Origin of the sequence: Nocardia sp. CC201C (assembly GCF_030010695.1) — a bacterium.
In the GTDB taxonomy this organism is placed as follows: domain Bacteria; phylum Actinomycetota; class Actinomycetes; order Mycobacteriales; family Mycobacteriaceae; genus Nocardia; species Nocardia otitidiscaviarum.
On sequence record NZ_JASCXP010000068.1, the window covers coordinates 1 to 22,967 of the forward strand.

Annotated in this window: 21 protein-coding genes and 1 riboswitch; of the genes, 7 read left to right on the forward strand and 14 right to left on the reverse strand. The window is 69.2% G+C overall.

All coding sequences use genetic code 11. The features are described from left to right. Nucleotides 1-152 precede the first annotated feature (152 nt). Nucleotides 153-263: riboswitch (TPP riboswitch) on the forward strand. Beyond that, complete coding sequence (thiC, locus tag QK444_RS10310) at nt 256-1,926, forward strand: phosphomethylpyrimidine synthase ThiC (protein ID WP_282779286.1); 1,671 nt, start codon at nt 256-258, stop codon at nt 1,924-1,926. (Overlaps the previous riboswitch by 8 nt.) A 39-nt stretch (nt 1,927-1,965) precedes the next feature. Here the strand turns inward: thiC and QK444_RS10315 are convergent, their stop codons facing one another. Both QK444_RS10315 and QK444_RS10320 read right to left on the reverse strand, forming a co-directional pair. After that, entirely contained in the window at nt 1,966-2,373 is a 408-nt protein-coding gene (locus QK444_RS10315) for a VOC family protein (protein ID WP_039817845.1), read from the reverse strand. Between the two features lie 104 nt (nt 2,374-2,477). Then, nucleotides 2,478-3,125, reverse strand: coding sequence for a TetR/AcrR family transcriptional regulator (locus QK444_RS10320; protein WP_282779289.1), 648 nt, complete (start codon nt 3,123-3,125; stop codon nt 2,478-2,480). An 87-nt stretch (nt 3,126-3,212) separates the two neighbouring features. Here QK444_RS10320 and QK444_RS10325 point away from each other — a divergent pair, with 87 nt between their 5' ends. Beyond that, nucleotides 3,213-4,301 (forward strand): epoxide hydrolase family protein, encoded by a 1,089-nt coding sequence (locus QK444_RS10325; protein ID WP_282779290.1) that lies wholly within the window; start codon nt 3,213-3,215, stop codon nt 4,299-4,301. A 92-nt stretch (nt 4,302-4,393) separates the two neighbouring features. On the opposite strand, the gene QK444_RS10330 is transcribed toward QK444_RS10325, so the two are convergent. The 3 genes from QK444_RS10330 to QK444_RS10340 form a co-directional block, all read right to left on the reverse strand. Beyond that, nucleotides 4,394-4,828, reverse strand: a complete 435-nt coding sequence (locus tag QK444_RS10330; protein ID WP_039817849.1) for a PIN domain-containing protein — start codon at nt 4,826-4,828, stop codon at nt 4,394-4,396. Continuing rightward, nucleotides 4,825-5,076 carry a ribbon-helix-helix protein, CopG family gene (locus QK444_RS10335; RefSeq protein WP_039817850.1) on the reverse strand — a complete coding sequence of 84 codons (252 nt, stop codon included), beginning with the start codon at nt 5,074-5,076 and terminating at the stop codon, nt 4,825-4,827. The genes QK444_RS10330 and QK444_RS10335 overlap by 4 nt, the downstream gene beginning before the upstream one ends. Before the next feature lie 61 nt (nt 5,077-5,137). Then, nucleotides 5,138-6,283, reverse strand: coding sequence for a GTP-binding protein (locus QK444_RS10340; protein ID WP_282779302.1), 1,146 nt, complete (start codon nt 6,281-6,283; stop codon nt 5,138-5,140). A 173-nt stretch (nt 6,284-6,456) separates the two neighbouring features. Here QK444_RS10340 and thiD point away from each other — a divergent pair, with 173 nt between their 5' ends. The 4 genes from thiD (at nt 6,457) to QK444_RS10360 (ending at nt 11,091) form a co-directional block, all read left to right on the forward strand. Further along, nucleotides 6,457-7,302 (forward strand): bifunctional hydroxymethylpyrimidine kinase/phosphomethylpyrimidine kinase, encoded by an 846-nt coding sequence (thiD, locus tag QK444_RS10345; RefSeq protein WP_282779304.1) that lies wholly within the window; start codon nt 6,457-6,459, stop codon nt 7,300-7,302. A gap of 120 nt (nt 7,303-7,422) precedes the next feature. Further along, complete coding sequence (locus tag QK444_RS10350) at nt 7,423-8,658, forward strand: bifunctional glycosyltransferase family 2/GtrA family protein (protein WP_282779318.1); 1,236 nt, start codon at nt 7,423-7,425, stop codon at nt 8,656-8,658. Then, nucleotides 8,655-10,787, forward strand: coding sequence for a glycosyltransferase family 39 protein (locus tag QK444_RS10355; RefSeq protein ID WP_282779305.1), 2,133 nt, complete (start codon nt 8,655-8,657; stop codon nt 10,785-10,787). Before QK444_RS10350 ends, QK444_RS10355 begins: the two co-directional genes overlap by 4 nt. A 136-nt stretch (nt 10,788-10,923) precedes the next feature. Beyond that, a complete protein-coding gene (locus QK444_RS10360; RefSeq protein ID WP_282779306.1) occupies nt 10,924-11,091 on the forward strand; it encodes a hypothetical protein in 168 nt (55 codons plus the stop codon). On the opposite strand, the gene QK444_RS10365 is transcribed toward QK444_RS10360, so the two are convergent. The 8 genes from QK444_RS10365 to QK444_RS10400 form a co-directional block, all read right to left on the reverse strand. Next, the gene (locus tag QK444_RS10365) at nt 11,092-11,862 is read right to left on the reverse strand and encodes an NAD(P)H-binding protein (protein ID WP_282779307.1); all 771 of its coding nucleotides are present in this window, start codon (nt 11,860-11,862) and stop codon (nt 11,092-11,094) included. A gap of 104 nt (nt 11,863-11,966) precedes the next feature. Next, on the reverse strand, nt 11,967-12,581 hold the full coding sequence (locus tag QK444_RS10370) for a TetR/AcrR family transcriptional regulator (protein WP_282779308.1): 615 nt from the start codon (nt 12,579-12,581) through the stop codon (nt 11,967-11,969). A gap of 5 nt (nt 12,582-12,586) precedes the next feature. Continuing rightward, entirely contained in the window at nt 12,587-13,381 is a 795-nt protein-coding gene (locus QK444_RS10375) for an enoyl-CoA hydratase family protein (RefSeq protein ID WP_282779310.1), read from the reverse strand. A 1-nt stretch (nt 13,382) separates the two neighbouring features. After that, entirely contained in the window at nt 13,383-14,543 is a 1,161-nt protein-coding gene (locus QK444_RS10380) for an acyl-CoA dehydrogenase family protein (protein ID WP_282779312.1), read from the reverse strand. A 3-nt stretch (nt 14,544-14,546) separates the two neighbouring features. Beyond that, the gene (locus QK444_RS10385; protein WP_282779314.1) at nt 14,547-16,664 is read right to left on the reverse strand and encodes a biotin carboxylase N-terminal domain-containing protein; all 2,118 of its coding nucleotides are present in this window, start codon (nt 16,662-16,664) and stop codon (nt 14,547-14,549) included. Between the two features lie 8 nt (nt 16,665-16,672). Continuing rightward, on the reverse strand, nt 16,673-18,277 hold the full coding sequence (locus QK444_RS10390; RefSeq protein WP_282779315.1) for a carboxyl transferase domain-containing protein: 1,605 nt from the start codon (nt 18,275-18,277) through the stop codon (nt 16,673-16,675). After that, nucleotides 18,274-19,422: an acyl-CoA dehydrogenase family protein gene (locus QK444_RS10395; RefSeq protein ID WP_282779320.1), complete on the reverse strand. Its 1,149-nt coding sequence runs from the start codon at nt 19,420-19,422 to the stop codon at nt 18,274-18,276. The genes QK444_RS10390 and QK444_RS10395 overlap by 4 nt, the downstream gene beginning before the upstream one ends. Nucleotides 19,423-19,478: 56 nt before the next feature. Further along, on the reverse strand, nt 19,479-21,191 hold the full coding sequence (locus QK444_RS10400) for an acyclic terpene utilization AtuA family protein (RefSeq protein ID WP_282779316.1): 1,713 nt from the start codon (nt 21,189-21,191) through the stop codon (nt 19,479-19,481). Nucleotides 21,192-21,376: 185 nt separating this feature from the next. Between QK444_RS10400 and QK444_RS10405 the strand changes: the two genes are divergently transcribed. After that, nucleotides 21,377-21,517, forward strand: coding sequence for a hypothetical protein (locus tag QK444_RS10405; RefSeq protein ID WP_282779317.1), 141 nt, complete (start codon nt 21,377-21,379; stop codon nt 21,515-21,517). Between the two features lie 172 nt (nt 21,518-21,689). Here QK444_RS10405 and QK444_RS10410 read toward each other — a convergent pair whose 3' ends face one another. Further along, entirely contained in the window at nt 21,690-22,487 is a 798-nt protein-coding gene (locus QK444_RS10410; RefSeq protein WP_282779322.1) for an adenylate/guanylate cyclase domain-containing protein, read from the reverse strand. Nucleotides 22,488-22,967: the final 480 nt, after the last annotated feature.

Consider the following 22,967-nt stretch of genomic DNA (forward strand, 5'->3'; position numbering starts at 1 on the left):
CACACCCCTCCTCGCCCACCCCCTGTGACTCGGCCCCCCCCCCCCACCCGGCGCGGGGGGGGGCACGAGTGCGCGTACGCGGGTATCCGCCGCCCGCGGCGGTCCCGTGACGCGACTCACGCGGGACCGGTATGGTCGGCAGCGTTATCTATTCGCATGCCAACGGGGGCTCGCACCAGCGGGCTGAGAGGACGGCTAGTGGGCCGTCGACCGTATGAACCTGACCGGGTAATGCCGGCGTAGGGAGGATTCACAATGTCACCTGATCGAGTCGCGTCCACGAACGGCCGGTCCGCGCCGGTGGACACGGTGACCACCGGTCCTATCGAAGGCAGCGTCAAGCACTACCAGCAGCTCGAGGCCGACGGCACGACGCTGCGCATTCCGGTGCGACGCATCAACCTCACCAATGGTGAGCATTTCGACGTGTACGACACGTCCGGCCCGTACACCGACTCCAGCGCGAGCATCGACGTGGAGGCGGGCCTGCCCAAGCTGCGCGACGCCTGGGCCAAGCCGGACGTGCCCGGTCCGCGCACCCAGCTGGCCTGGGCTCGCGCGGGCATCATCACCAAGGAGATGCACTACATCGCGGCCCGCGAGGGCGTCTCCCCCGAACTCGTGCGCGACGAGGTCGCCGCCGGGCGGGCGGTGATTCCGGCCAATCACAACCACCCCGAATCCGAGCCGATGATCATCGGCAAGAAGTTCGCGGTGAAGATCAACGCCAATATCGGCAACTCGGCCGTCTCCTCCTCCATCGCCGAGGAGGTGGAGAAGATGGTGTGGGCCACCCGCTGGGGCGCGGACACCATCATGGACCTGTCCACCGGCAAGAACATCCACGAGACCCGCGAGTGGATTCTGCGCAACTCCCCGGTCCCGGTCGGCACCGTGCCGATCTACCAGGCGCTGGAGAAGGTGAACGGCGATCCCACCAAGCTCACCTGGGAGATCTACCGCGACACCGTCATCGAACAGGCCGAGCAGGGCGTGGACTACATGACCGTGCACGCGGGCGTGCTGCTGCGCTACATCCCGCTCACCGCCAAGCGCGTCACCGGCATTGTCTCGCGCGGCGGTTCCATCATGGCGGCGTGGTGTCTGGCGCATCACCAGGAGTCGTTCCTGTACACGAATTTCGCTGAGCTGTGCGAGATTCTGGCGAAGTACGACATCACCTTCTCCCTCGGTGACGGCCTGCGGCCCGGTTCCATCGCCGACGCCAACGACGAGGCGCAGTTCGCCGAACTCCGGACCCTCGGCGAGCTGACGAAGATCGCGAAATCCCATGGCGTGCAGGTGATGATCGAGGGCCCGGGCCACGTGCCCATGCACAAGATCGTGGAAAACGTTCGCCTGGAAGAGGAATGGTGCGAGGAGGCCCCGTTCTACACGCTGGGCCCGCTCGCCACCGATATCGCCCCGGCCTACGACCACATCACCTCGGCCATCGGCGCGGCCATCATCGCCCAGGCCGGCACCGCCATGCTCTGCTATGTCACGCCGAAGGAGCATCTGGGCCTGCCCAACCGCGACGACGTGAAGGTCGGCGTGATCACCTACAAGATCGCCGCCCACTCCGCCGACCTCGCCAAGGGCCACCCGGGCGCGCAGGCCCGCGACGACGCGCTGTCCAAGGCCCGCTTCGAGTTCCGCTGGCGCGACCAGTTCGCGCTGTCGCTGGACCCCGACACCGCGCGGGAGTACCACGACGAGACGCTGCCCGCCGAACCCGCCAAGACCGCGCACTTCTGCTCCATGTGCGGCCCGAAGTTCTGCTCCATGCGCATCTCCGCGGATGTCCGCGAGTACGCCGAGAAGCAGGGCCTCACCGATGTGGCGGCCATCGAGGCGGGCATGGCCGAGAAGTCCGCCGAGTTCGCGGCCAGCGGCAAGCAGGTGTACCTGCCGGTCGTCTCGTAGCCACGCACGCCCGGCCCGCAGCCGCTGCGGGCCGGGCGCTCAGGCCCGCGCGGAGATCTGCTGGACGCCCCAGCTGTTGCCGTCCGGGTCGTCGAAGTAGATGAAGCCGACATTGTCGAGCGGGTCGGCGGTGGGGGACGGATTCACGCCGACCACCTCGATATCGCTGACGGGGACGCCGCGCTCCACCAGTTCGGCGTGGGCGCGCTTCAGATCGGGCACCACCAGTTGCAGGCCCTTGAGGCAGCCCGGCTCCATATGGGGCACCACGCCCTCCCCGATGACGATGGAGCAGCCGGAGCCGGGCGGGGTCAGTTGCACGACCCGCATGCCCTCGGCGATATGCGTGTCGTGGTCGACGGTGAAGCCGAGTTGGCGGGCGTAGAAGTCCAGGGCGCGATCCACATCCGATACCGGGACGATCACGACCTCGAGGGTCCAGTTCATGGCTCGAGCCTTCCTGCGGGGCGGACAGCTGTCACCACTATGGACGCGACGGGCGGGCGAAAGTGGTCGTTCCCGCTCGATTCGGTGTGTCCGATGCGCGAATGTCAGCGCTTCGGCTGCCAGCGCTGTGCGAATTCGCCCGGCCGCGGCGCCGGGCCGGGGAGTTTTCCCGAGGCGGCGAGCCCGTCCACGAGCATGGCCAGGACGCGGCGGCGCAGTTGCGCGGTCCGGTCCGGGTCCGGCAGGGAGACGGCCGCGCACGCCTCGAGAACGAGTCCGAGATCGGCCACGGTCGCATCCGCGCGCAGGGTGCCGGACGCGTGCGCTCGGCGGATCAGCTCCTCGTTCAGCTCCGCGGATCGCTGCACATCCGGGAAGATCGACTCGTCCGGGGTGAAGGTGCCCGCCAGGTGGACGGTCAGCGAATGCACGTCGGCATCCACCACGCGTTGCAGGAATCCCACCAGGCCCTGCCAACCGTCGGAGTCGGCCAGCGCCGCCTCGGCTTCGGCGTTGTAGCGGCGCAGGCCGTCGTGGCAGAGCGTGCGCAGCAGCGCCTCCTTGTTGGCGTAGCGGCGGTACAGGGCACTGATACCGACGCCCGCGCGTTCCGCGACAGCGGCGATCGGAGCGGTGGCATCGGCGAGGAATACCTCGCGGGCGGCGCGGAGGATGAGTTCGTCGTTGCGGGCGGCCTGCGCCTTGCGGCCCGGCAGTGCGCGCTGAGCTGGGGTTTCGGCAGTTTCGGTCATGATTTCAGCATAGCACTTGAACGGAATGATCCGTTCCGCTATAGTTTGAACAGAACAAAGCATTCCGTTCCAAACCGGGAGAGAATCATGAACGCCACCGCCATCCGCACCTTCCGCATCGAGGTTCCGCAGGCCGACCTCGACGATCTGCGCGACCGCCTGGCCCGCACCCGCTGGGCCGACCAGATCCCGGGCTCCGGTGACACCTACGGCGTGAGCGTCGATCGGGTGCGGCACCTGGTCGAGTACTGGCAGGGCGGATTCGACTGGCGCGAGGTCGAGGCGAAGCTCAACGAGTACCCGCAGTTCATCACCGAGATCGACGGTCAGGACATCCATTTCCTGCATGTGCGCTCCGAGCGAGAGCAGGCCTTCCCGCTCATCCTCACCCACGGCTGGCCGGGCACCTTCGTGGAGTTCCTCGGCGTGATCGAACCGCTCACCGCGGCGGGCTTCGATCTGGTCATCCCGTCCATCCCGGGGTTCGGCTTCTCCGGTCCGACCACCGAATCGGGCTGGGACAACACCCGTATCGCCACCGCCTGGGCGGAGCTCATGCGGCGACTCGGATACCAGCGCTACGGTGCGGTCGGCAATGACGCCGGATCCGCGATCTCCGCCGAACTGGGCCGGATCGATGCCGAGCACATGGTGGGATCACATGTGGCGCAGGTGTATTCATTCCCGTCCGGCGATCCGGCGGAGATGGCCGATCTCACCGACAGCGAGGCGCAGGCGCTGGAGACGCTGGACTGGTTCGCCAAGAACAAGATGAGCTTCAATATCCTGCACTCCCAGCAGCCGCAGACCCTGGCGCACGCCATCATGGACTCGCCTGCCGGGCTGGTGGGCTGGCTCGGCCAGCTGCTCGGCCCGGATCTGGACGACGACTTCGTGCTCACCCATATCGCCATCCACTGGTTGACCGGCACCGCCGGTTCGTCCACCCGCATCTACTTCGAGAACGCGCGGGCCGAGCAGCCGACCGAGCCGACCACCGTGCCCATGGCCCTGAGCGGGTCGAACGGCGACTTCCACGGCATCCGCCGGTTCGCCGACCGCGACCACAACATCGTGTCCTGGAAGACCCACGACGTGTTCAGCCACTACCTGCACCACGCCGCCCCGAAGCTGATGGCGGGCGAGATCACGGAGTTCTACGCGCAGTTCCGCTGAGCGGAGATATTCACGGCCCGCACCCGGCCCGGGTGCGGGCCGAATCCGTTACAGCGCAGCGCGCAGCGGGGGCGTCGTGGGGCACGGCACGCTCAGAGATCGTCGGGCAGCAGACGAAAGGCGCTATGACCGGTGAGGGGCGTGATCGCACGGAAGTCGCGACGGTCGAGCGTCAACACCTCCACCGTTTCGTACCGTTCGGCAAGCGAGACATTGGTGGCGTCGGTGAGATCCAAGCGCAGGGACAAGTACCTGTCCTGCACCTTGCGCGCGACCCGCAGCAGATCTGCGGACACCGCGGGCACTTCGATGCGCCCGATGCGCTCTTGCGCCAGCAACCAGTCATTGACCGCGTACGCGGCGCGGCGGTTGAGATTGCGAGTGGTGACGTGTTCGACTTCGAGCAAGACGAGAGGCGAGACGACGGTCAGTGCCGCCTGCTGCAGCGCGGCGCGCGCGTCGGAGTGCTCAGGATCCGCCGAGTTGAATGCGGCGATCAGACCGGAGGTATCGCCGATCAGTATCATCCAGCGTCGGCTTCGGTATCGGTGATCGCTTCTCGCACAACGCTGTCGATCTCATCCGCTGTCACGGCATGCCCGTAGTCGAGAACCGGGATATCCCACACCTCGTCCCATCGCCGAGTACGTATCGCGGCCAGGTGAAAGGCCTCACGAAAGTACTCGGATTCCGGCCGCCCTTCGCGCGCTGCGGCCTTCTTCACCAACTCGAGATCGGCCTCATCGACCATGACCGTCGTCTTCTTCAAGCCCATATGGTTATGGTACCCGCACCATAACTTTGGGGCGAGCTCGCGCCGCTCGCCCCGCCGGCGCTCAGGCGTGCGAGTGGAGTTCGCCCCAGGCCGGGAACGGATCGGCGTAGTTCACCCACGCTCGCTGTCCCGCGGCGAGTTCCGCATCGGTGAGCAGGGCCTCGTCCAGCAGGGTGCGCACCCGCTCGCGGTCCAGTTTCACGCCGATGAAGACGATCTCCGAGCCCGGCTGCTCCTCGAGCGATGACCAGAAGGCGGCCGGTTCGAAGGTGAGGTTCGGTCCGGCCTGCGACCAGATGGCGACCAGCTCGGGGCGGCTGGCGATCCAGCAGAATCCCTTGCTGCGCAACAGTCCGCGCAGCTGGGTCAGCGCCGCGTCCAGGCGCTCGGGGTGGAAGGGGCGGTCGGCGGTGTAGGTGAGACTGCGGATGCCGTACTCCTCGGTCTCGGGGGTGTGCCCGCCCGCCAATTCCTCCTCCCAGCCCGCGGTTTCGGCGGCCAGGTCGGGGTTGTACAGGCCGGTGTCGAGCACCTCGGAGAGATCGACGGAACCCTTGACCGCGCGCAGGATCTTGGCCTTGGGGTTGAGGCGGCGGATGGTGGCCTCCACGCTGCCGACGGCATTGGCGCTCACCAGATCGGTTTTGGAGATGATCAGCACGTCGGCGAACTCCACCTGATCCACCAGCAGATCGGAGATGGTGCGGGCGTCACCCTCCCCCGCCTGCATCTCCCGCTGCTCGAGGGATTCACCGCGCACCACCTCGGACAGGAAGGTGGAGGCGTCGACGACGGTCACCATGGTGTCCAAGCGCGCGATGTCGCCGAGTGTGAAACCGTCCTCGAATTCCCATTCGAAGGTAGCGGCCACCGGCATGGGTTCGGAGATGCCGGTGGATTCGATGACCAACTGGTCGAAGCGGCCCTCCCGGGCGAGCTTGCCGACCGATTCGATGAGGTCTTCGCGCAGCGTGCAGCAGATGCAGCCGTTGGTGAGTTCGACCAGCTTCTCCTGGGTGCGGTCCAGGTGGCCCTGGCCCGCCACCAGGGCGGCGTCGATATTCACCTCGCTCATGTCATTGACGATGACGGCCACGCGGCGGCCCTCGCGGTTGGCGAGGATGTGGTTGAGCAGGGTGGTCTTCCCGGCTCCGAGGAAGCCGGAGAGCACGGTCACGGGCAGGGGGCGGGTCTGGGCTGAGGTCACCTGTTAATGATAACCGTTTTCATTTACGGTGAGCGGGTCGCCCCACCGAACCCCGCCCGCGTCCCACGCGCTCCGACGCCGTCCGCCCGGCGCATCGTCGGCCCACGGGGGACGAGGCACGGTGGCCGGATGACCCACGCCTCCACGCGGCGGCTCCGCGTAGGGTCAGCGGCGTGGAACTGCTACCGCTCACGCCCAATGGCAAGACTCCGGTTCGTGTGCTGACCATTGCCGGAACCGACTCCGGCGGTGGGGCCGGAATTCAGGCCGACAGCCGCACCATGGCCCTGTGCGGAGTGCACGCCTGCGTGGCGGTGGCCGCCGTAACCGTGCAGAACACCGTGGGCGTCAGCGGTTTTCACGAGATTCCGCCGCAGATCGTGGCCGATCAGGTGCGCACCGTGGTGACCGATATCGGTATCGGCGCGGCCAAGACCGGCATGCTCGCCTCCACGGCCATCATCGAGGCGGTGGCCGGGGTGTGCCGCGAGGTCGGCATCGGCGGCGGCGGGGACATCCCCTTGGTCGTGGACCCGGTGGCGGCCTCCATGCACGGTGATCCGCTGCTGCACGCCGAGGCCCTCGACGCGGTGCGCTACACCCTGTTCCCGCTGGCCACCGTGGTCACCCCCAATCTCGACGAGGTGCGGCTCCTCACCGGCGTGGAGGTCGTCGACGACCGCAGCGCGCGCCGCGCCGCCGAGGCGCTGCACGCCCTCGGCCCCCGCTGGGCCATCGTCAAGGGCGGCCATCTGCGCAGCTCCGCCTATAGCACCGACCTGCTGTTCGACGGCGAGAAATTCCACGAGCTGACCGCCGAGCGCATCGCCACCGGCAACGACCACGGCGGCGGCGACACCCTGGCGGCCGCGCTGGCCTGCGCCCTCGCCCACGGCTACCCGGTGCCGGACGCCTTCGCCTTCGCCAAGGAATGGACGCGGCGGTGCCTGGAGGCGGCCTACGACCTCGGAGCGGGGCACGGGCCGGTGTCCCCGCTGTGGCGGCTGCACGAGCTCTGACACCGGCGTTCGGCGAGGAGTTCCGAGCAGGGCCGGGTAGTCCGGCTCCCAGCAACCTCCCAGGCCGGGCGCAGGGACGGCCCAGTGTCGGGCGCGAGCGTGGTCGGCATGACCGACACCATGACCGCCGTTCGGGCGGCGGAATCAGCCGGGGCTGTGACCACGCCCGTTGTCGACGTGGTCGTGCCCGTGTACAACGAGGAGCGTGATCTCGGGCCGTGCGTGGCGCGGCTGCACGCCTTCCTGCGGGAGAGTTTTCCGTTCACGACGCGAATCACCATCGCGGACAACGCCTCCACCGACGGCACACTGCTCGTCGCACGGCAGCTGGCCGCGAGCCTGGCCGGGGTTCGGGTGGTGCATCTGGACCGCAAGGGGCGCGGGCGGGCACTGCGCACCGTGTGGCAGGAGTCGGACGCGCGGGTGGTCGCCTATATGGACGTGGACCTGTCCACGGATCTGAACGCGCTGCTGCCGCTGGTCGCGCCGCTGGTGTCCGGGCACTCGGACGTCGCGATCGGCACCCGGCTGGCGGCCTCGTCGCGGGTGGTGCGCGGACCCAAACGGGAGTTCATCTCGCGCTGCTACAACCTGATCCTGCGCACCTCGCTGCACGCCCGATTCTCCGACGCGCAATGCGGATTCAAGGCCATGCGCACCGAGGTGGCGCGGGCGGTGCTGCCGCTGGTGCAGGACGGTGAATGGTTCTTCGACACCGAACTGCTGGTCATCGCCGAACGGGCCGGTCTGCGCATCCACGAGGTGCCGGTGGACTGGATCGACGATCCCGACAGCCGGGTGGACATCGTGGACACCGCGCGCAAGGACCTGCTGGGGATCTGGCGGGTCGGTCGCGCGCTCACCACCGGACGGCTGCCGATCAACGAACTGCGGGCCGCCGTGGGACGCGAACCGCTGGTGGAGGGGGTACCGCTGGGCATGGTCGGACAGCTGGTGCGGTTCGGCATCGTCGGCGTGGTCTCCACCCTGGCCTATCTGCTGCTGTATGTGGCGCTGCAACCGATCACCGGACCGCAGCCCGCCAATTTCCTGGCGCTGCTCGTCACCGCCGTCGGCAATACCGCCGCCAACCGCGCCTTCACCTTCGGGGTGCGCGGCGCGACCCGGGCCGTCTCCCATCACGTCCAGGGCTTGGCCATCTTCGGGTTCGGGCTGCTGGTGACCTCGGGATCGCTTTTCGCCCTGCACCATTGGGCCCCGGGCACATCGGTGCACGTGGAACTGCTGGTATTGGTGGCCGCCAATCTCATTGCCACCCTTGCTCGTTTCGTGGGACTGCGCTGGGTGTTCCGGAATACGCCCGAGCACACGCGGCCGGAAGGAGCGCGCGCATGACCGCGACACTCGCCCGGCCCCGACACCCGGCGCAAGCCCCCGAACCGCGCACACCCCGCGTCCCGCGCTGGGACTATCCGGCGCTGGCGGTGCTGCTGGTCGGCACCGCGCTCGCCTACCTCTGGAATCTCACCGCCAACGGCTGGGCCAACAGTTTCTACGCGGCCGCGGTGCAGGCGGGTTCGCGGTCGTGGAAGGCGTTCTTCTTCGGCTCCTCCGACGCCGCGAACTCCATCACCGTGGACAAGACGCCACTGTCGCTGTGGCCCATGGAGATCTCGGTGCGGATATTCGGGCTGCACAGCTGGAGCATGCTGCTGCCGCAGCTGTTGTTGGGCGTGGGTTCGGTAGCGCTGCTGTGGGCGGCGGTGCGGCGGTACTTCGGTCCGGGCGCGGGGCTGCTGGCCGGGATCGCGCTGGCCGTGACGCCGGTCGCGGCCCTGATGTTCCGGTTCAACAACCCGGACGCCATGCTGGTGTTCCTCATGATCGCGGCGGCCTGGGCCATGTTGCGAGCGGTGGAGTCCGGCCGCTGGCGATGGCTGCTGTTGTGCGGGCTGTTCATCGGATTGGGCTTCCTGGCAAAGCAATTGCAGGTGCTGCTGGTGGTGCCCGCATTGGCGCTGACCTACCTGATCGCGGGTCCGCCGCGGCTCGGGAAACGCATCGCGCAACTGTTCGCGGCCGGATTCGCCATGGTCGCCGGTGCGGGCTGGTGGGTGCTCATCGCCCAGCTGTGGCCCGCCGACGACCGGCCGTATTTCGGTGGCTCGCAGCACAATTCGATCATCGAACTGACACTGGGCTACAACGGTCTGGGCCGTTTGAACGGCGACGAGACCGGCAGCATCGGACCCGGCGGTGAACTACCGGCGGGCGGCAACGGCATGTGGGGCAGCACCGGCATCACCCGGCTGTTCGACCCGGCGCAGGGCGGCCAGATCGCCTGGTTCATCCCGGCGGCACTCGTGCTGTTGCTCGCCGGAATCGCGCTGCGCGGCAAGGTCTCCCGGACCGACCCACAGCGGGCCGCACTGCTGCTCTGGGGCAGCTGGCTGCTGGTGACCGGGCTGGTGTTCAGCTACATGCAGGGGATCTTCCATCAGTATTACACGGTGGCGCTGGCACCGGCCGTGGCGGCACTGGTGGGTGCGGGCGCGGTGCAGCTCTGGCGCAGGCGCGAAGTCGCCTGGGTGCGGGTGGCGCTGGCGCTGGCCGTCGGCCTCAGCACCGCCACCGCCTGGATGCTGTTGTCCCGCAGCGCCGATTTCGTGCCGTGGCTGCGCTGGACGATCCTGATCGGCGGCATCGCGGCCACCGTGCTGATGCTGGTTCCCGCCCGCCGGCTGTCCCTGGCCGCGGCGTCACTCGCCCTGACGGTCGGGCTCGCGGGCCCGGTCGCCTACACGGTGGACACCCTGGCCAGCGCGCATCAGGGTGCGATCCCGACCGCCGGTCCGGACGTCGGCGGCGGCTTCGGCCCGGGGCACGGCGGGCCGGGCGGTCGCCAGGCCATGGACGATGGCCGCACTGATGGTGCGGCCGGTGGCGGCACACCCGCAGCGCCGAACGGCAAGCAACTCCCGCCGCCGGGTGGCGGAGCTGCACCTCCCGGTACGGACGGCACACTGTCCAGCGGCGCGACCGACGGTGCTGGCGCGCAGGGGAATCCGAGCGCTACCGGCGGGGGCCTGGCCGATGGTGCGCCGGGCGCCGGTCCGGCAGGCGGCGCGATGGGTGGCGGTCCGGCGGGTGGGGTCATGGGGGCGAGCGAGCCGAGCGAGCGGCTCACCGCTCTGCTGCTGGCCGACGGCGACGCCTACACCTGGGTCGCCGCGACCGTGAGCTCCAACAGTGCGGCGGGATACCAGTTGGCCACGGAGCTTCCCGTCATGCCCATCGGCGGCTTCAATGGCAGCGACCCGTCACCCACGCTGGAGCAGTTCCAGCGGTATGTGGCGCAGGGCCGCATCCACTACTTCCTCACCGGCAGCGGAAACGGCGGCGGCCCAGGCCGTTCCGCGGATTCGGAGAGCTCGAAGGTCACCGCCTGGATCGCGGCGAACTTCACCGCGGAGGAGGTCGACGGGGTGACGGTCTACGACCTGACCCAGCCGACATCGGCGTAATCGGCAACACACGACGCCCCCGTCCATCCGGGCGGGGGTGTCGTCGTGTCCACCGGGATTGATTTCGCCATATCCAACGCGCATCACCCCCTACGCTGAATTGAAGACCGCACCAGCGATTTCCGGAAATGTCACCATGACCTGTCCCCTACCCCAGCGTCCGCTCCCGCTCAGCGACGAACACCGCGAATCATTCTGGCGTCGATCGGGCTGGAGCCCCGCCCTCCCGGAGCGGGAGCGGGAAGCCATCGAACACCGCTGGGATGACGAATCCATCCAGATCGCCGAGGTTTTCGGCTGGTGATCAGGCTGTCCGGGCCGCAAGCCATTCCGCGAACGAGGGCCCGGCCAGGTAGGCGTGCGCGGAGGGCAGCAGGGTGCCGTCTTCGAACTGCTCACGATCCGGATTCTCCGGGTCGCTGACCTCCACGATCCGAACACCGCTGCCGCGCTTGGCCATGAGCGCGGCCGCCGCACCCGCCATGGTCTCCGCCCGCGGACCAGCGACCTCGAGGAAGGGGCCGGTGGCGACCGGCGCGGGTTTGATCGCCAGGTCGACCAGCGCCTCCGCGACCGTGCGCGCGGCGACCAGCTGGGTGCGCATCTTCGGCAAGTGCGCGACCTCGCCCCGAGTGCCCCACTGCACCATGACCTCGACCAGTTCGTGGAACTGCGCGGCGCGCAGGATCTGCACCGGCAGCGGGCCTTCGAGCAGCGCCCGCTCATGGGCGAGCTTGGCGGCGTTGTAACCGGCCCGCGAGTTGTCGATGCCGATGATCGACACCACGACCAGCTTCTCGACGCCTGCCTTGCGGCCCGCGGCGTGGAGATTGCGCGCGGCGGCGGTGAAGAACTCGGTGGCGATGTGCTGGTCGTCGGACGGCGTGCTGGAGGCGTCGATGACCACTCGCACGCCCGCGAGCGCCTCCTCCAGGCCCGCTCCGGTCTCGACATCCACGCCGTTGGCGCGGGAGAATGCCACCACCTCGTGGCCCTGTTCCTTCAGCACATCCACCACATGGCGGCCCAGTCGCCCGGTCGCACCGGCCACCGCGATCCGCATGGTCTCGTTCATTGCTGTGCTCCTTCGTCCGTCGGGTTCACCGAGTTGACGACGGGGCGTGCGCGAGTGTGACACGGCGGCATGCGAACTCCGAGGGCCGACCGCCGCGCGCTGGGTCAGGACGGCGGGTGCAGTGCGTTGTGCAGCGTACTGGCCCACTGCTGCACGATCTCCTTGCGGCGCAGCGAGTCGTCGGTGAGCACGTCGGCTAGGCCGAGGCCGCGGGCCAGGTCCAGGGTGGCCTGGACCAGGTGGTGGGTGACCGGGTCGGAGTCGTCGACGCCGAGCGCCTCCACGGCCATCCGGTGCGAGATGCGGCCGAAGCGGGCCTCCATGGGGACGATGCGCTCCCGCAGGGCCGGATCGGCGGCGGCGTGCGTCCACACCTGGAGGGCCGCCTTGAACAGCGGGCTGGTGTAGGACTCCACCAGGGAGACGACCACGGCGTGGGTGCGGCCCGCACCCTCGGCGACCTCGCCGAGGGCGAGGGCCTCGCTCTTCGACTGCGTCATCCGCGACTCGAACATGTACTCCAGGGCCGCGGTGATCAGATCCTCACGGGTGGGGAAATGATGCTGGGCCGCCCCGCGCGACACCCCGGCGCGTTCGGCCACCACGGCCACGGTGGCGGCCGCCCAGCCCAGCTCGGCCAGGCAGTCGATGGTCGCCTCCAGCAGCCGCTGCCGGGTGGCCCGGCTGCGGTCCTGCTTGGGTTCGTGAGGTGTCGCCATGGCCGCTATTCTGCCCAGCGCGGTGGCCGCCGCTGAAAGAAGGCCGTCATGCCCTCGATCACGTCGGGGGTTCCGAAGCAGCTGCCCGAGCGCTTGGCCAGGTCGTCGGCGCTGCGATCGAATTCGGCCAGGATGTGGGCGGTGGTGAGCCGCTTGCTCTCGGCCAGCCCCTGCGGGGACCCCTTGCGCAGCTCACCACACAGCCGCGCCACCTCCGCCGCCGCGTCGTCGGCGGCGATGGTGATCAGGCCGATGCGCTCGGCGGTGTCGGCGTCGAAGGTCTCACCGGTCTGGAAGTACCGAGCCGCCGCCCGCGATGTCATGCGCGGCAGCAGGGTGAGCGAGATGATGAACGGGGCCAGGCCCAGCCGCGCCTCGGTGAGGGCGAAGCTGCTGCCGCGACCGGCGACGACGATATCGCAGGCCGCGACGATGCCCATCCCGCCCGCGCGCACGTTGCCGTCGATCCGCGCCACCACGGGCTTGGGCAGTTCCAGGATGCGCCGCAACACCTGGACCGCCCAGCGGGTGCGGATGTCGGCGGCCGCCGCGGGATCGGCGTCGAGGGCCTCCTTCAGGTCCGCACCGGCGCAGAAGGTGGTGCCGGTGTGGGTCAGGACGACACCGCGCACGGCCTCGTCCGCACCCGCCCGCTCCAGCCCGTCCAGCAGTTCGGCCACCAGCCGCGAGGACAGGGCATTGCGGTTGTGCGGGGAATCCAGGGTGAGCACCGCGAAGCCGTCGCGCACCTCGTAGCGGACGACCGGCGTGGTTTCCGGGGTGGGTTCGGTATCGGTCATGTCAGTACGACCTCGGCAGGCCCAGCGAGTGCTGGGCGACGAAATTCAGGATCATCTCCCGGCTGACCGGGGCGACGCGGCCGATGCGCGCGGCGGCGAGCATGCCCGCCAGACCGACATCGGAGGTGAGGCCGGAACCGCCGTGGGTCTGGATGGCCTGATCGAGCGCCTTGATGCTGGCCTCGGCGGCAGCGTATTTCGCCATATTGGCGGCCTCGGCGGCCCCGAAGTCGTCGCCCGAGTCGTAGAGCACGGCGGCCTTCTGCATCATGACCTTGGCCAGCTCCAGTTCGATCTTCACCTGTGCCAGCGGATGCGAAATGCCCTGGTGCGCACCGATCGGCGTCTTCCACACCTGGCGCTCCTTGGCGTACTCCACCGCCCGGTCGATGGCGTAGCGGCCCATGCCGACCGCCATGGCCGCGCCCATGATGCGCTCCGGGTTCAGGCCCGCGAACAGCTGCGCGATGGCCGCGTCCTCCTGGCCGACCAGGGCGTCGGCGGGCAGTCGCACGTCGTCGAGGAACAGCGTGTACTGGCTGTCCGGCTCGATGATGTCCATCTCCTGCCGGTTCTTCACGAAGCCGGGGGTGTCGACGGGCACGATGAACAGCGCGGGCTTGAGGTTGCCGGTCTTGGCGTCCTCGGTGCGCGCCACGATGAGCACGGCCTCGGCCTGGTTCACACCGGAGATGAAGATCTTGCGGCCGTTGAGGATCCAGTCGCCGCCGTCGCGCCGGGCGGTGGTGGTGATCTTGTGCGAGTTGGAGCCCGCGTCCGGCTCGGTGATGCCGAAGACCATCTTGGCGGTGCCGTCGGCCAAGCGCGGCAACCAGCTCAGCTTCTGCTCCTCGGTGCCGTACTTGGTGATGATGGTGCCGCAGATGGCGGGCGAGACCACCATCAGCAGCAGGCCCGCACCCGCCGCGGACAGCTCCTCCTGCACCAGCGCGAGTTCGTAGATGCCCGCGCCGCCACCGCCGTACTCCTCCGGCAGGTTCACGCCGAGGAAGCCGAGTTCGCCTGCCTCGTCCCAGAGTTCGGTGAGCGGCTCGTTCCGCAACGCCTTGGCGCGTACGTAGTCGCGGTAGTTGTATTTGGCGGCCAGTTGGGCCACCGCCGCGCGCAGCGCCTTCTGTTCGTCGGTTTCGATGAAGCTCATTGCCTACTCCTGGTTTTCGTTGTGCACAACGGCGAGCACAGCGCCGACGTCGACCTGCTGACCGACCGCGACGTTCAGTTCGGTGAGGGTACCGGCGGTGGGGGCGGCGATGGCGTGTTCCATCTTCATGGCCTCCAGCCACAGGATGGGCTGGCCCTTCTCCACCCGTGCGCCGAGCTCCGCGCCGAGGCGGATGACCGCGCCCGGCATGGGTGCCAGCAGCGAGCCCTCCGCCACCTGGTCGGCCGGATCCTCGAAACGCGGCAGCCGCCGCACGGTCACCGGGCCGAGCGGGGAGTCGACGGCGACCAGATCGCCGTAGCGGGCCACCTCGAAGCGGCGCAGCACCGCGCCGCGCTCGCCGGGGATGCGCAACGCCACGGTGTTCGGGGTGAGGTCCACCAGTTCCAGGCCCGGCAGCCCGTCCACCTCGAGACCCGCGCGGGTCAGGCGGTAGCGCACCTCGTGCTTGCCGGTCACCCGGCTCTCGTAGGACTTGGACTGCGGCTGCGACGGCAGGTTCCGCCAGCCGCTGGGCAGCCCGCCGCCCACCCGCGCGGCGGCGCGATTGGCGGCGGCGTCGGCCAGGGCAGCCGCCGTGATCGACAGTGTCTCAGCGCTTTCCGAGGCCAGCGGGGCGGCGAGCGCGTCCAGGCCGTGGGTGGCGAAGAAGGCGGTATCGGTGTCCCCGGCCAGGAAGGCCGGATGCCGCAGCACCCGCACCAGCAGATCGCGGTTGGTCACCAGGCCGTGGATCTTGGCCCGCTGCAGGGCCGAGGCCAGCAGATGCGCCGCCTCGTCCCGGGTTTCGGCGTAGGAGATGACCTTGGCGAGCATGGGGTCGTAGTGCACGCCCACCACCGAACCGTCCACCACACCGCTGTCCAGGCGCACGCCCGGCTCGGTGAGCACGGTGAATTCGCCTGCGGTGCCGGGGATGTCGAGCGCATGGACGGTACCGCTCTGCGGCTGCCAGTCCTGCGCGGGATCCTCGGCGTAGAGGCGCACCTCGATGGAGTGGCCGCGCAGGGCGGGCGGCGTCGCGGGCAGCGGGCGTCCGGCCGCCACCTGCAACTGCAGGCGCACCAGATCCAGGCCGGTGGTCTGCTCGGTGACCGGATGTTCCACCTGGAGGCGGGTGTTCATCTCCAAGAAGAAGAACTCCCCCTTCTCGTCGGCCAGGAACTCGACGGTGCCCGCACCCTCGTAGCCGATGGCCTCGGATGCCAGCCGCGCCGCCTCGAACAGCCGCGCCCGCATGCCGTGCCCATCTCGCCCGCTCGCGGACCCTCCGTGGGCCCGCCCGTCTCCCACCGCCGCCCTCAACTGGCAGCCATCCGGCTGGCTCTCGCTCGATTCCGCTACCGCCTCCGGGTCTGACGCGAGCAGGCGGTCGATCTTCTCCACCAGCGGGGAGGGGGCCTCCTCCACCACCTTCTGATGCCGCCGCTGAATCGAGCACTCGCGCTCGCCCACCGCCCACACGGTGCCGTGGGTGTCGGCCATGACCTGCACCTCGATATGGCGGCCGGTCTCCAGGTAGCGCTCGCAGAACACGGTCGGATCGCCGAAGGCCGACGCGGCCTCGCGCTGGGCCGCCTCGATCTGATCGTTCAGGTCGGCGAGGTCGCGCACCACGCGCATACCGCGCCCGCCGCCACCGGCCGACGCCTTGATCAGCACCGGCAGCATGTCGGCGGTGACCTCGGCCGGGTCCAGCTGCTTCAGCACCGGCACCCCGGCGGCGTCCATCATCTTCTTGGACTCGACCTTGGAGCCCATCTGCTCGATGGCGGTGACCGGCGGGCCGATCCACACCAGCCCAGCCGCCTGCACCGCCTTGGCGAATTCGGCGTTCTCGGAGAGGAATCCGTAGCCGGGGTGGATGGCGTCGGCACCGGCCGAGAGCGCGGCCTCGATGATCAGCTCACCGCGCAGATAGGTCTCGCCGGGAGTATTGCCCGGAAGACGCACGGCGGCATCGGCTTCGGCCACATGCGGGGAGGCGGCGTCGGCGTCGGAGTACACGGCCGTGGTGGCGATACCCATGCGACGGCAGGTGGCGAATACCCGGCGCGCGATCTCACCGCGGTTGGCAACCAGAACATTCGAGATTTCCATGCCTCGCCTCACATCCGGAAGACGCCGAAGCCCTCGGCGCCCTCGATCGGGGCATTGTGAATGGCGGACAGGGCCATTCCCAAGACCGTGCGGGTATCGCGGGGATCGATGACGCCGTCGTCGTAGAGGCGGCCCGACATGAACATGGGCAGCGATTCGGCCTCGATCTGAGCCTCGATCATGGCCCGCATCCCGGCGTCGGCGGCCTCGTCGAACGGCATGCCCTTGGCCTCGGCGGCGGCCCGGCCCACGATGGAGATGACACCCGCCAGCTGCGCGCCGCCCATGACGGCGGATTTCGCGCTGGGCCAGGCGAAGACGAAACGCGGATCGTAGGCCCGGCCGCACATGCCGTAGTGGCCCGCGCCGTAGGACGCGCCCATGAGCACGGAGATGTGCGGCACCTTCGAGTTGGAGACTGCGTTGATCATCATCGCGCCGTGCTTGATGATGCCCTTCTGCTCGTACTCCTTGCCCACCATGTAGCCGGTGGTGTTGTGCAGGAACAGCAGCGGGGTGTTCGACTGGTTGGCGAGCTGGATGAACTGCGCCGCCTTCTGCGCCTCCTCGGAGAACAGCACGCCACGCGCATTGGCGAGGATGCCGACCGGGTAGCCGTGCAGTTCCGCCCAACCGGTGACCAGGCTGGAGCCGTAGAGCGGTTTGAACTCGTCGAAATCGGACCCGTCCACCACGCGGGCGATGACCTCGCGCGGGTCGAACGGGATCTTGAGGTCGGTGGGCACGATGCCCAGCAGTTCCTCGGCGTCGTAGCGCGGTTCGATGATCTCGGTGCGCGGGCGCGGGGCCGGGCCCCGCTTCTGCCAATTGAGCCGCTTGACGATCGAGCGTCCCAACCGGATGGCGTCCTGCTCGTCGGCGGCCAGGTAGTCGGCCAGACCGGAGACACGGGCGTGCATATCCGCGCCGCCGAGCGATTCGTCGTCGGACTCCTCACCGGTGGCCATCTTGACCAGCGGCGGCCCGCCCAGGAACACCTTGGAGCGCTCCTTGATCATGACGGTGTAGTCGGACATGCCGGGGATGTACGCGCCGCCGGCGGTCGAGTTGCCGAAAACCAATGCGATGGTGGGGATGCCCTGCGCGGACAGCCGGGTCAGGTCGCGGAACATGCGCCCGCCCGGCACGAACACCTCCTTCTGCGTGGGCAGATCCGCGCCACCGGACTCCACCAGGCCGATCACCGGCAGGCGGTTCTCCAGCGCGATGTCGTTCATGCGCAGGTTCTTGCGCAGCGTCCACGGGTTCGACGTGCCGCCGCGCACCGTGGGATCCGGTGCCACGATCATGCATTCGACCCCCTCGACGATGCCGATGCCCGCGATGACGCTGCCGCCGACGTGGAATTCACTGCCCCAGGCGGCCAGCGGGGCCAGCTCCAGGAACGGCGAGTCCTCGTCGATGAGCAGTTCGATGCGTTCGCGCGCGGTCAGCTTGCCGCGCTTGCGGTGCCGCGCCATCTTGTCGGGGCCGCCGCCCGCGATGTTCTTGGCGTACTCGGCCTCCACCTCGGCCAGCTTTTCGCTCATGGCCTCGGCGGCGGCCCGGTAGTCCGCCGAATTCGGGTCCACGGCGGTGCGCAGTGTAGTCAAGACTGGTACCCCAATCGCTTGGCCGCAAGGCTGGTCAGGATCTCGTTGGTGCCACCGCCGATGCCCAGGATGCGGACATCGCGGTAGTGGCGCTCCACCTCGGACTCGCGCATGTAGCCGAGTCCGCCGAAGAGCTGAACCGCCTGGTGAGCAACCCATTCGGCGGTCTCCACGGCGGTGTTCTTGGCGAAGCACACCTCGGCGATGAGGTCGGTCTCGCCCTGGGCCGCGCGTTCCACCACGTGGCGGGTGTACACACGGGCGACGTCGATGCGGCGCGCCATCTCCGACAGGGTGTTCTGCACGGCCTGGCGGCTGATCAGCGGGCGGCCGAAGGTCTCGCGGTCGCGGCACCACTGCAGGGTCAGGTCCAGGCAGCGCTGCGCGTGCCCGTACGCCTGCGCGGCCAGCCCGACCCGCTCGCTCACGAAAGCCTGTGCGATCTGGGCGAATCCGGAGTTCTCCGCGCCGACCAGATTCGACACCGGCACCCGCACGTCCACATAGGACAGCTCGGCCGTATCGGAGGCCAGCCAGCCCATCTTCTCCAGCTTGCGGCTCACCGTGAAGCCGGGCGTGTCCTTCTCCACCACGAGCAGCGAGACACCGCCCGCGCCGGGACCGCCGGTGCGCACGGCCGTCACGACGTAGTCGGCGCGCACGCCGGAGGTGATGAACGTCTTGGCTCCATTGACAACGAATTCGTCGCCGTCGCGCACCGCGGCGGTGGTGAGATGGCCCACGTCCGACCCGCCGCCGGGTTCGGTGATGGCCAGGGAGCCGATCTTCTCGCCCGCCAGCGTGGGCCGCACCCAACGCTCGATATGCTCGGCATTGCCGGCGGCGATCATGTGCGGCACCGCGATACCGCAGGTGAACAGGGAGGCGAACAGACCACCGGAGCAGCCCGCGTAGTGCATTTCCTCGCACACGACGGCGGCGTCGATGCCGTCGCCGCCGGAGCCGCCCACCTCCTCGGGGAACTGGATGCCGAGCAGGCCCAGCGCGCCCGCCTTCTTGTGCAGCTCGCGCGGGATCTCGCCCCGGCGTTCCCAGTCGTCCAGGTGGGGCAGCACCTCGCGATCGGCGAAACCGCGCACGGTGGCGCGCAATTCGCGCCGCTCCGGAGTGGTCCAGGGGTGCACGTGCCCACCCGTCACCCGACCACCACCCCCCACTGGATCGCTACGCGATGCGGTGTTCACAGCAACTCCTCGGGGATCTCGATGTGCCGGGCGCGGAGCCATTCCCCGAGCCCCTTGGCCTGCGGATCGAAGCGGGCCTGATAGGCCACGCCCTGCCCGAGCAGGCCCTCGACGATGAAGTTCACGGCCCGCAGATTCGGCAGTACGTGCCGAGTGACGGGCAGTTTGGCGGTCTCGGGCAGCAGCAGGCGCAGTTCGTCGACGGTGAGCGTGTGCACCAGCCAGCGCCACTGCTCCTCGGTGCGCACCCAGACGCCGATATTGGCATTGCCGCCCTTGTCGCCGGAGCGTGCCAGCGCGATGGTGCCGAGCGGCACGCGACGGGTCGCACCCGACGGAATCGGCTGCGGCAGTGCGGGTTCGGGCACCTCGGCCAGCTCGAGGGTCTGCGCGGCGGGCGCGATCGCCACCTGCGAGCCGTCGGGCAGCACCGCGGTGTGCGCGACCTCGTTCGCGTCCACGTAACCGGGGGTGAAAACGCCGTAGGGCGAACCGTTTCCGGGCGGCGCGGTGAGCGAGAAGCCCGGGTAGCTGGCCAGCGCCAGTTCCACGGCGACACTGGAGAAGCCGCGACCCACCCGGTTCGGATCCGGGTCGCGCACCACGCATTTCAGCAGGGCGCTGGCCTGTTCCTCGGTGTCGGCGTCGGGGCGGTCCAGGCGCGACAGCGTCCATTCCAGTTCGGCCGGGCGCACGGTCAACCAGGACTCCAGTTGCCGTTGCGCCAGTTGGGCCTTGGCCTCGATATCCAGGCCGGTGAGGATGAAGGTCATCTCGTTGCGGAAGCCGCCGATGGTATTGAGCGAGACCTTGAGCCGGGGCGGCGGGGCCTCGCCGCGCACCCCGGAGATGCGGACCCGGTCCGGACCCTCCTGGGTGAGCGCGATGGTGTCCAGGCGGGTGGTCACGTCCGGTCCGGCGTAGCGCGCGCCCTGGATCTCGTACATGAGCTGGGCAGCCACCGTGTCCACCGTGACCGCGCCGCCGGTGCCCGGGTGTTTGGTGATCACGCTGCTGCCGTCGCGGCGCACCTCGGCCAGCGGGAAACCGGGGCGGTCCAGCTCCGCAATCTCGGTGAAGAGGGCGAAGTTGCCGCCGGTCGCCTGGGTCGAGCACTCGATGACGTGTCCGGCCACCACGGCTCCGGCGAGCGCGTCGAAATCCGCTCGCCCCCAGCCGAAATGCGCCGCCGCCGGACCCACCACCAGCGCCGCGTCGGTGACCCGGCCGGTCACCACCACATCGGCCCCGGCGGTCAGGCATTCGGCGATACCCCACGCGCCCAGGTAGGCATTGGCGGTCAGCGGTGTGCCCAGACCCAGTTCCGCGGCGCGCGGCAACAGGTCGTCGCCGGTCACATAGGCGACCTTGGCGTCCAGGCCCTGCTCCCGCGCCAGTGCGTCGATCGCCTGCGCCAGTCCGGCCGGGTTGAGCCCACCGGCATTCGTGACGATCTTGACGCCCTTGTCCAGCGCGAGCCCCAGGCCGTCCTTCAACTGTTTGACGAAGGTCTTGGCGTAGCCGAGGTTCGCGTCCTTCATCCGGTCGCGCCCGAGAATGAGCATGGTCAGCTCGGCCAGGTAGTCGCCGGTGAGAACGTCGAGCTCACCGCCCTCGAGCATCTCCCGCATGGCGCTGAGCCGATCGCCGTAGAAACCGGAACAGTTGCCGATGCGGATGAGCTCCGGATCGGCCGCGAGCTGACTCATCGCGGACCCTCCTGTGCGCGTGTCGCCACAGCCTCGCCGCTGCGGTCCGTTACAGGGTCACATTCGATCCATAAAAAATCAAGCACGCCCGCTTGTTAATCGCCAGCGTTCATCTTCACATTTGCCAGCCGGATGCTGAGGGGGTCCGCGCGGGACCGGTCGGTCGGCAGGGCAGACTGGACGACGTGGCCTCGATTCTCCTGCTCGCCCTCGCCGGATTCCTGCTCGGCGGCGTATACAGCACCTGGAAGACCGCGCGGCCACTGGCCATCGCCCTGGGCGTATGCGCGGCACTGGCCGTGGCCGGGACGATTCTCTGGATGTGACCGGATCGGCCGATCCCGCCTCGGCCGTGCGCCGCGGCGACAGCCGATATCGCGGGGTCCGGGCGGTTTCGCCGGGTACGTCCCCAATGGGTTCGGTGCGCGACAGCAGGCGCACCCCGACCGGCTCGGCAACGGCTCTCGCCGCGCACCGAATGTGCCGGAAGGCGGGAGCCTACTCGGGGTCGAGCCGGTAGATGCGCAGATCCTCCGGCACGCCGCTCAGCGGCGCGGCGAAGAAGCTGCGCCGGTAGGGCTTCGGCACGTAGCCCAGCTCCGCCAGGGTCTCGGGCTCCAGGGCCGCCAGGGTGGCGTGCGAGAGCATGGTGTTGCCGTTGCCGCCCGCCTCCATGACCCGTGCCGCGATGGTGACGTCCACACCCAGCCAGTCGCCGCCCAGTTCGCGCGGGGTGCCGGTGTGCAGGCCCACGCGCATCTGCGGCGTGTAGCCGTTCACCTCGACGCGGGCCAGGTTCCGTTTGGCCGCCACCGCCGCGCGGACCGCCCGGTCCGGAGAGGGGAAGACGGCCATGACGCCATCACCCATGCGCTTGACCACATGGCCGCCGCGCTCGCCGATCGGCGGCTCGATGGCCTTGGCGACACGGCGCAGCAGTTCCAGGGTCTGCTCGTCACCGGCCGAGAGCGACCAGCTGGAGAAGGCCACCAGGTCGGTGAACATGATGGTGATCTCCGCGGTGCCGCGCCCCTTGCCCATCCGCTCCAGGACGGCCTGCCAGACCTGGAGGGCGCCGAGGCCGAGTTCGCGTGCGGCGCTGGGGGAATCGCCGACCAGCTTGTCCGCGGCGCGCGCCACCGCGCGCACCCCGCCTGGCCCGGAGACCGACAGCGGATCACCGAAAGCCGGGTCACCGGGCAGATTCTCGCGCGCCTTGCGAATCACACCGATGAGATCTCCGCGCTGATTGGCGGCGGAGACGAGTGCCGAGAGTTGGCCGGAGAGCCGCGCCATGGGCCGTCGGTCCGGTTCCACACCGTCGGTGGGCGTCAGGGGAATCACGACGTCGGGGTCGATGCGCGGCCCCCGGACACGCGAGGGCTCCCCGAGGCCCTCCGAGGACCGGGGGCGACCCTTACCCTTGCCGTCCGCACGGTCCGCGCCGGACGCGGATTCACTGCCGCCGGAGGGTCGTTCGCTCACGTCCCGAGCGTAGCCCAGCATCGGCTCCGCGGTGGATGAGTCGCCGTCCGTCACCCATGGATGAATGGTTGCCACCTGTCACCTCCCTATCGGTGCGAGCGGCCACTTCGTCGGGCCCGCCCGATGGTGCGAGTGCCGTGGTTGCTGTTGCGATGCTACCCAGCGGTCAGGACAAGAGCCAGACCTTTCCGACCGGAAGCGACACTGTTCACAGACCGTTTTCATACCCGCCACCCCTCCCCCACAACCCCACCACGCAGAACAACCCCACCCCCCCCCCCCCGCCCCCCC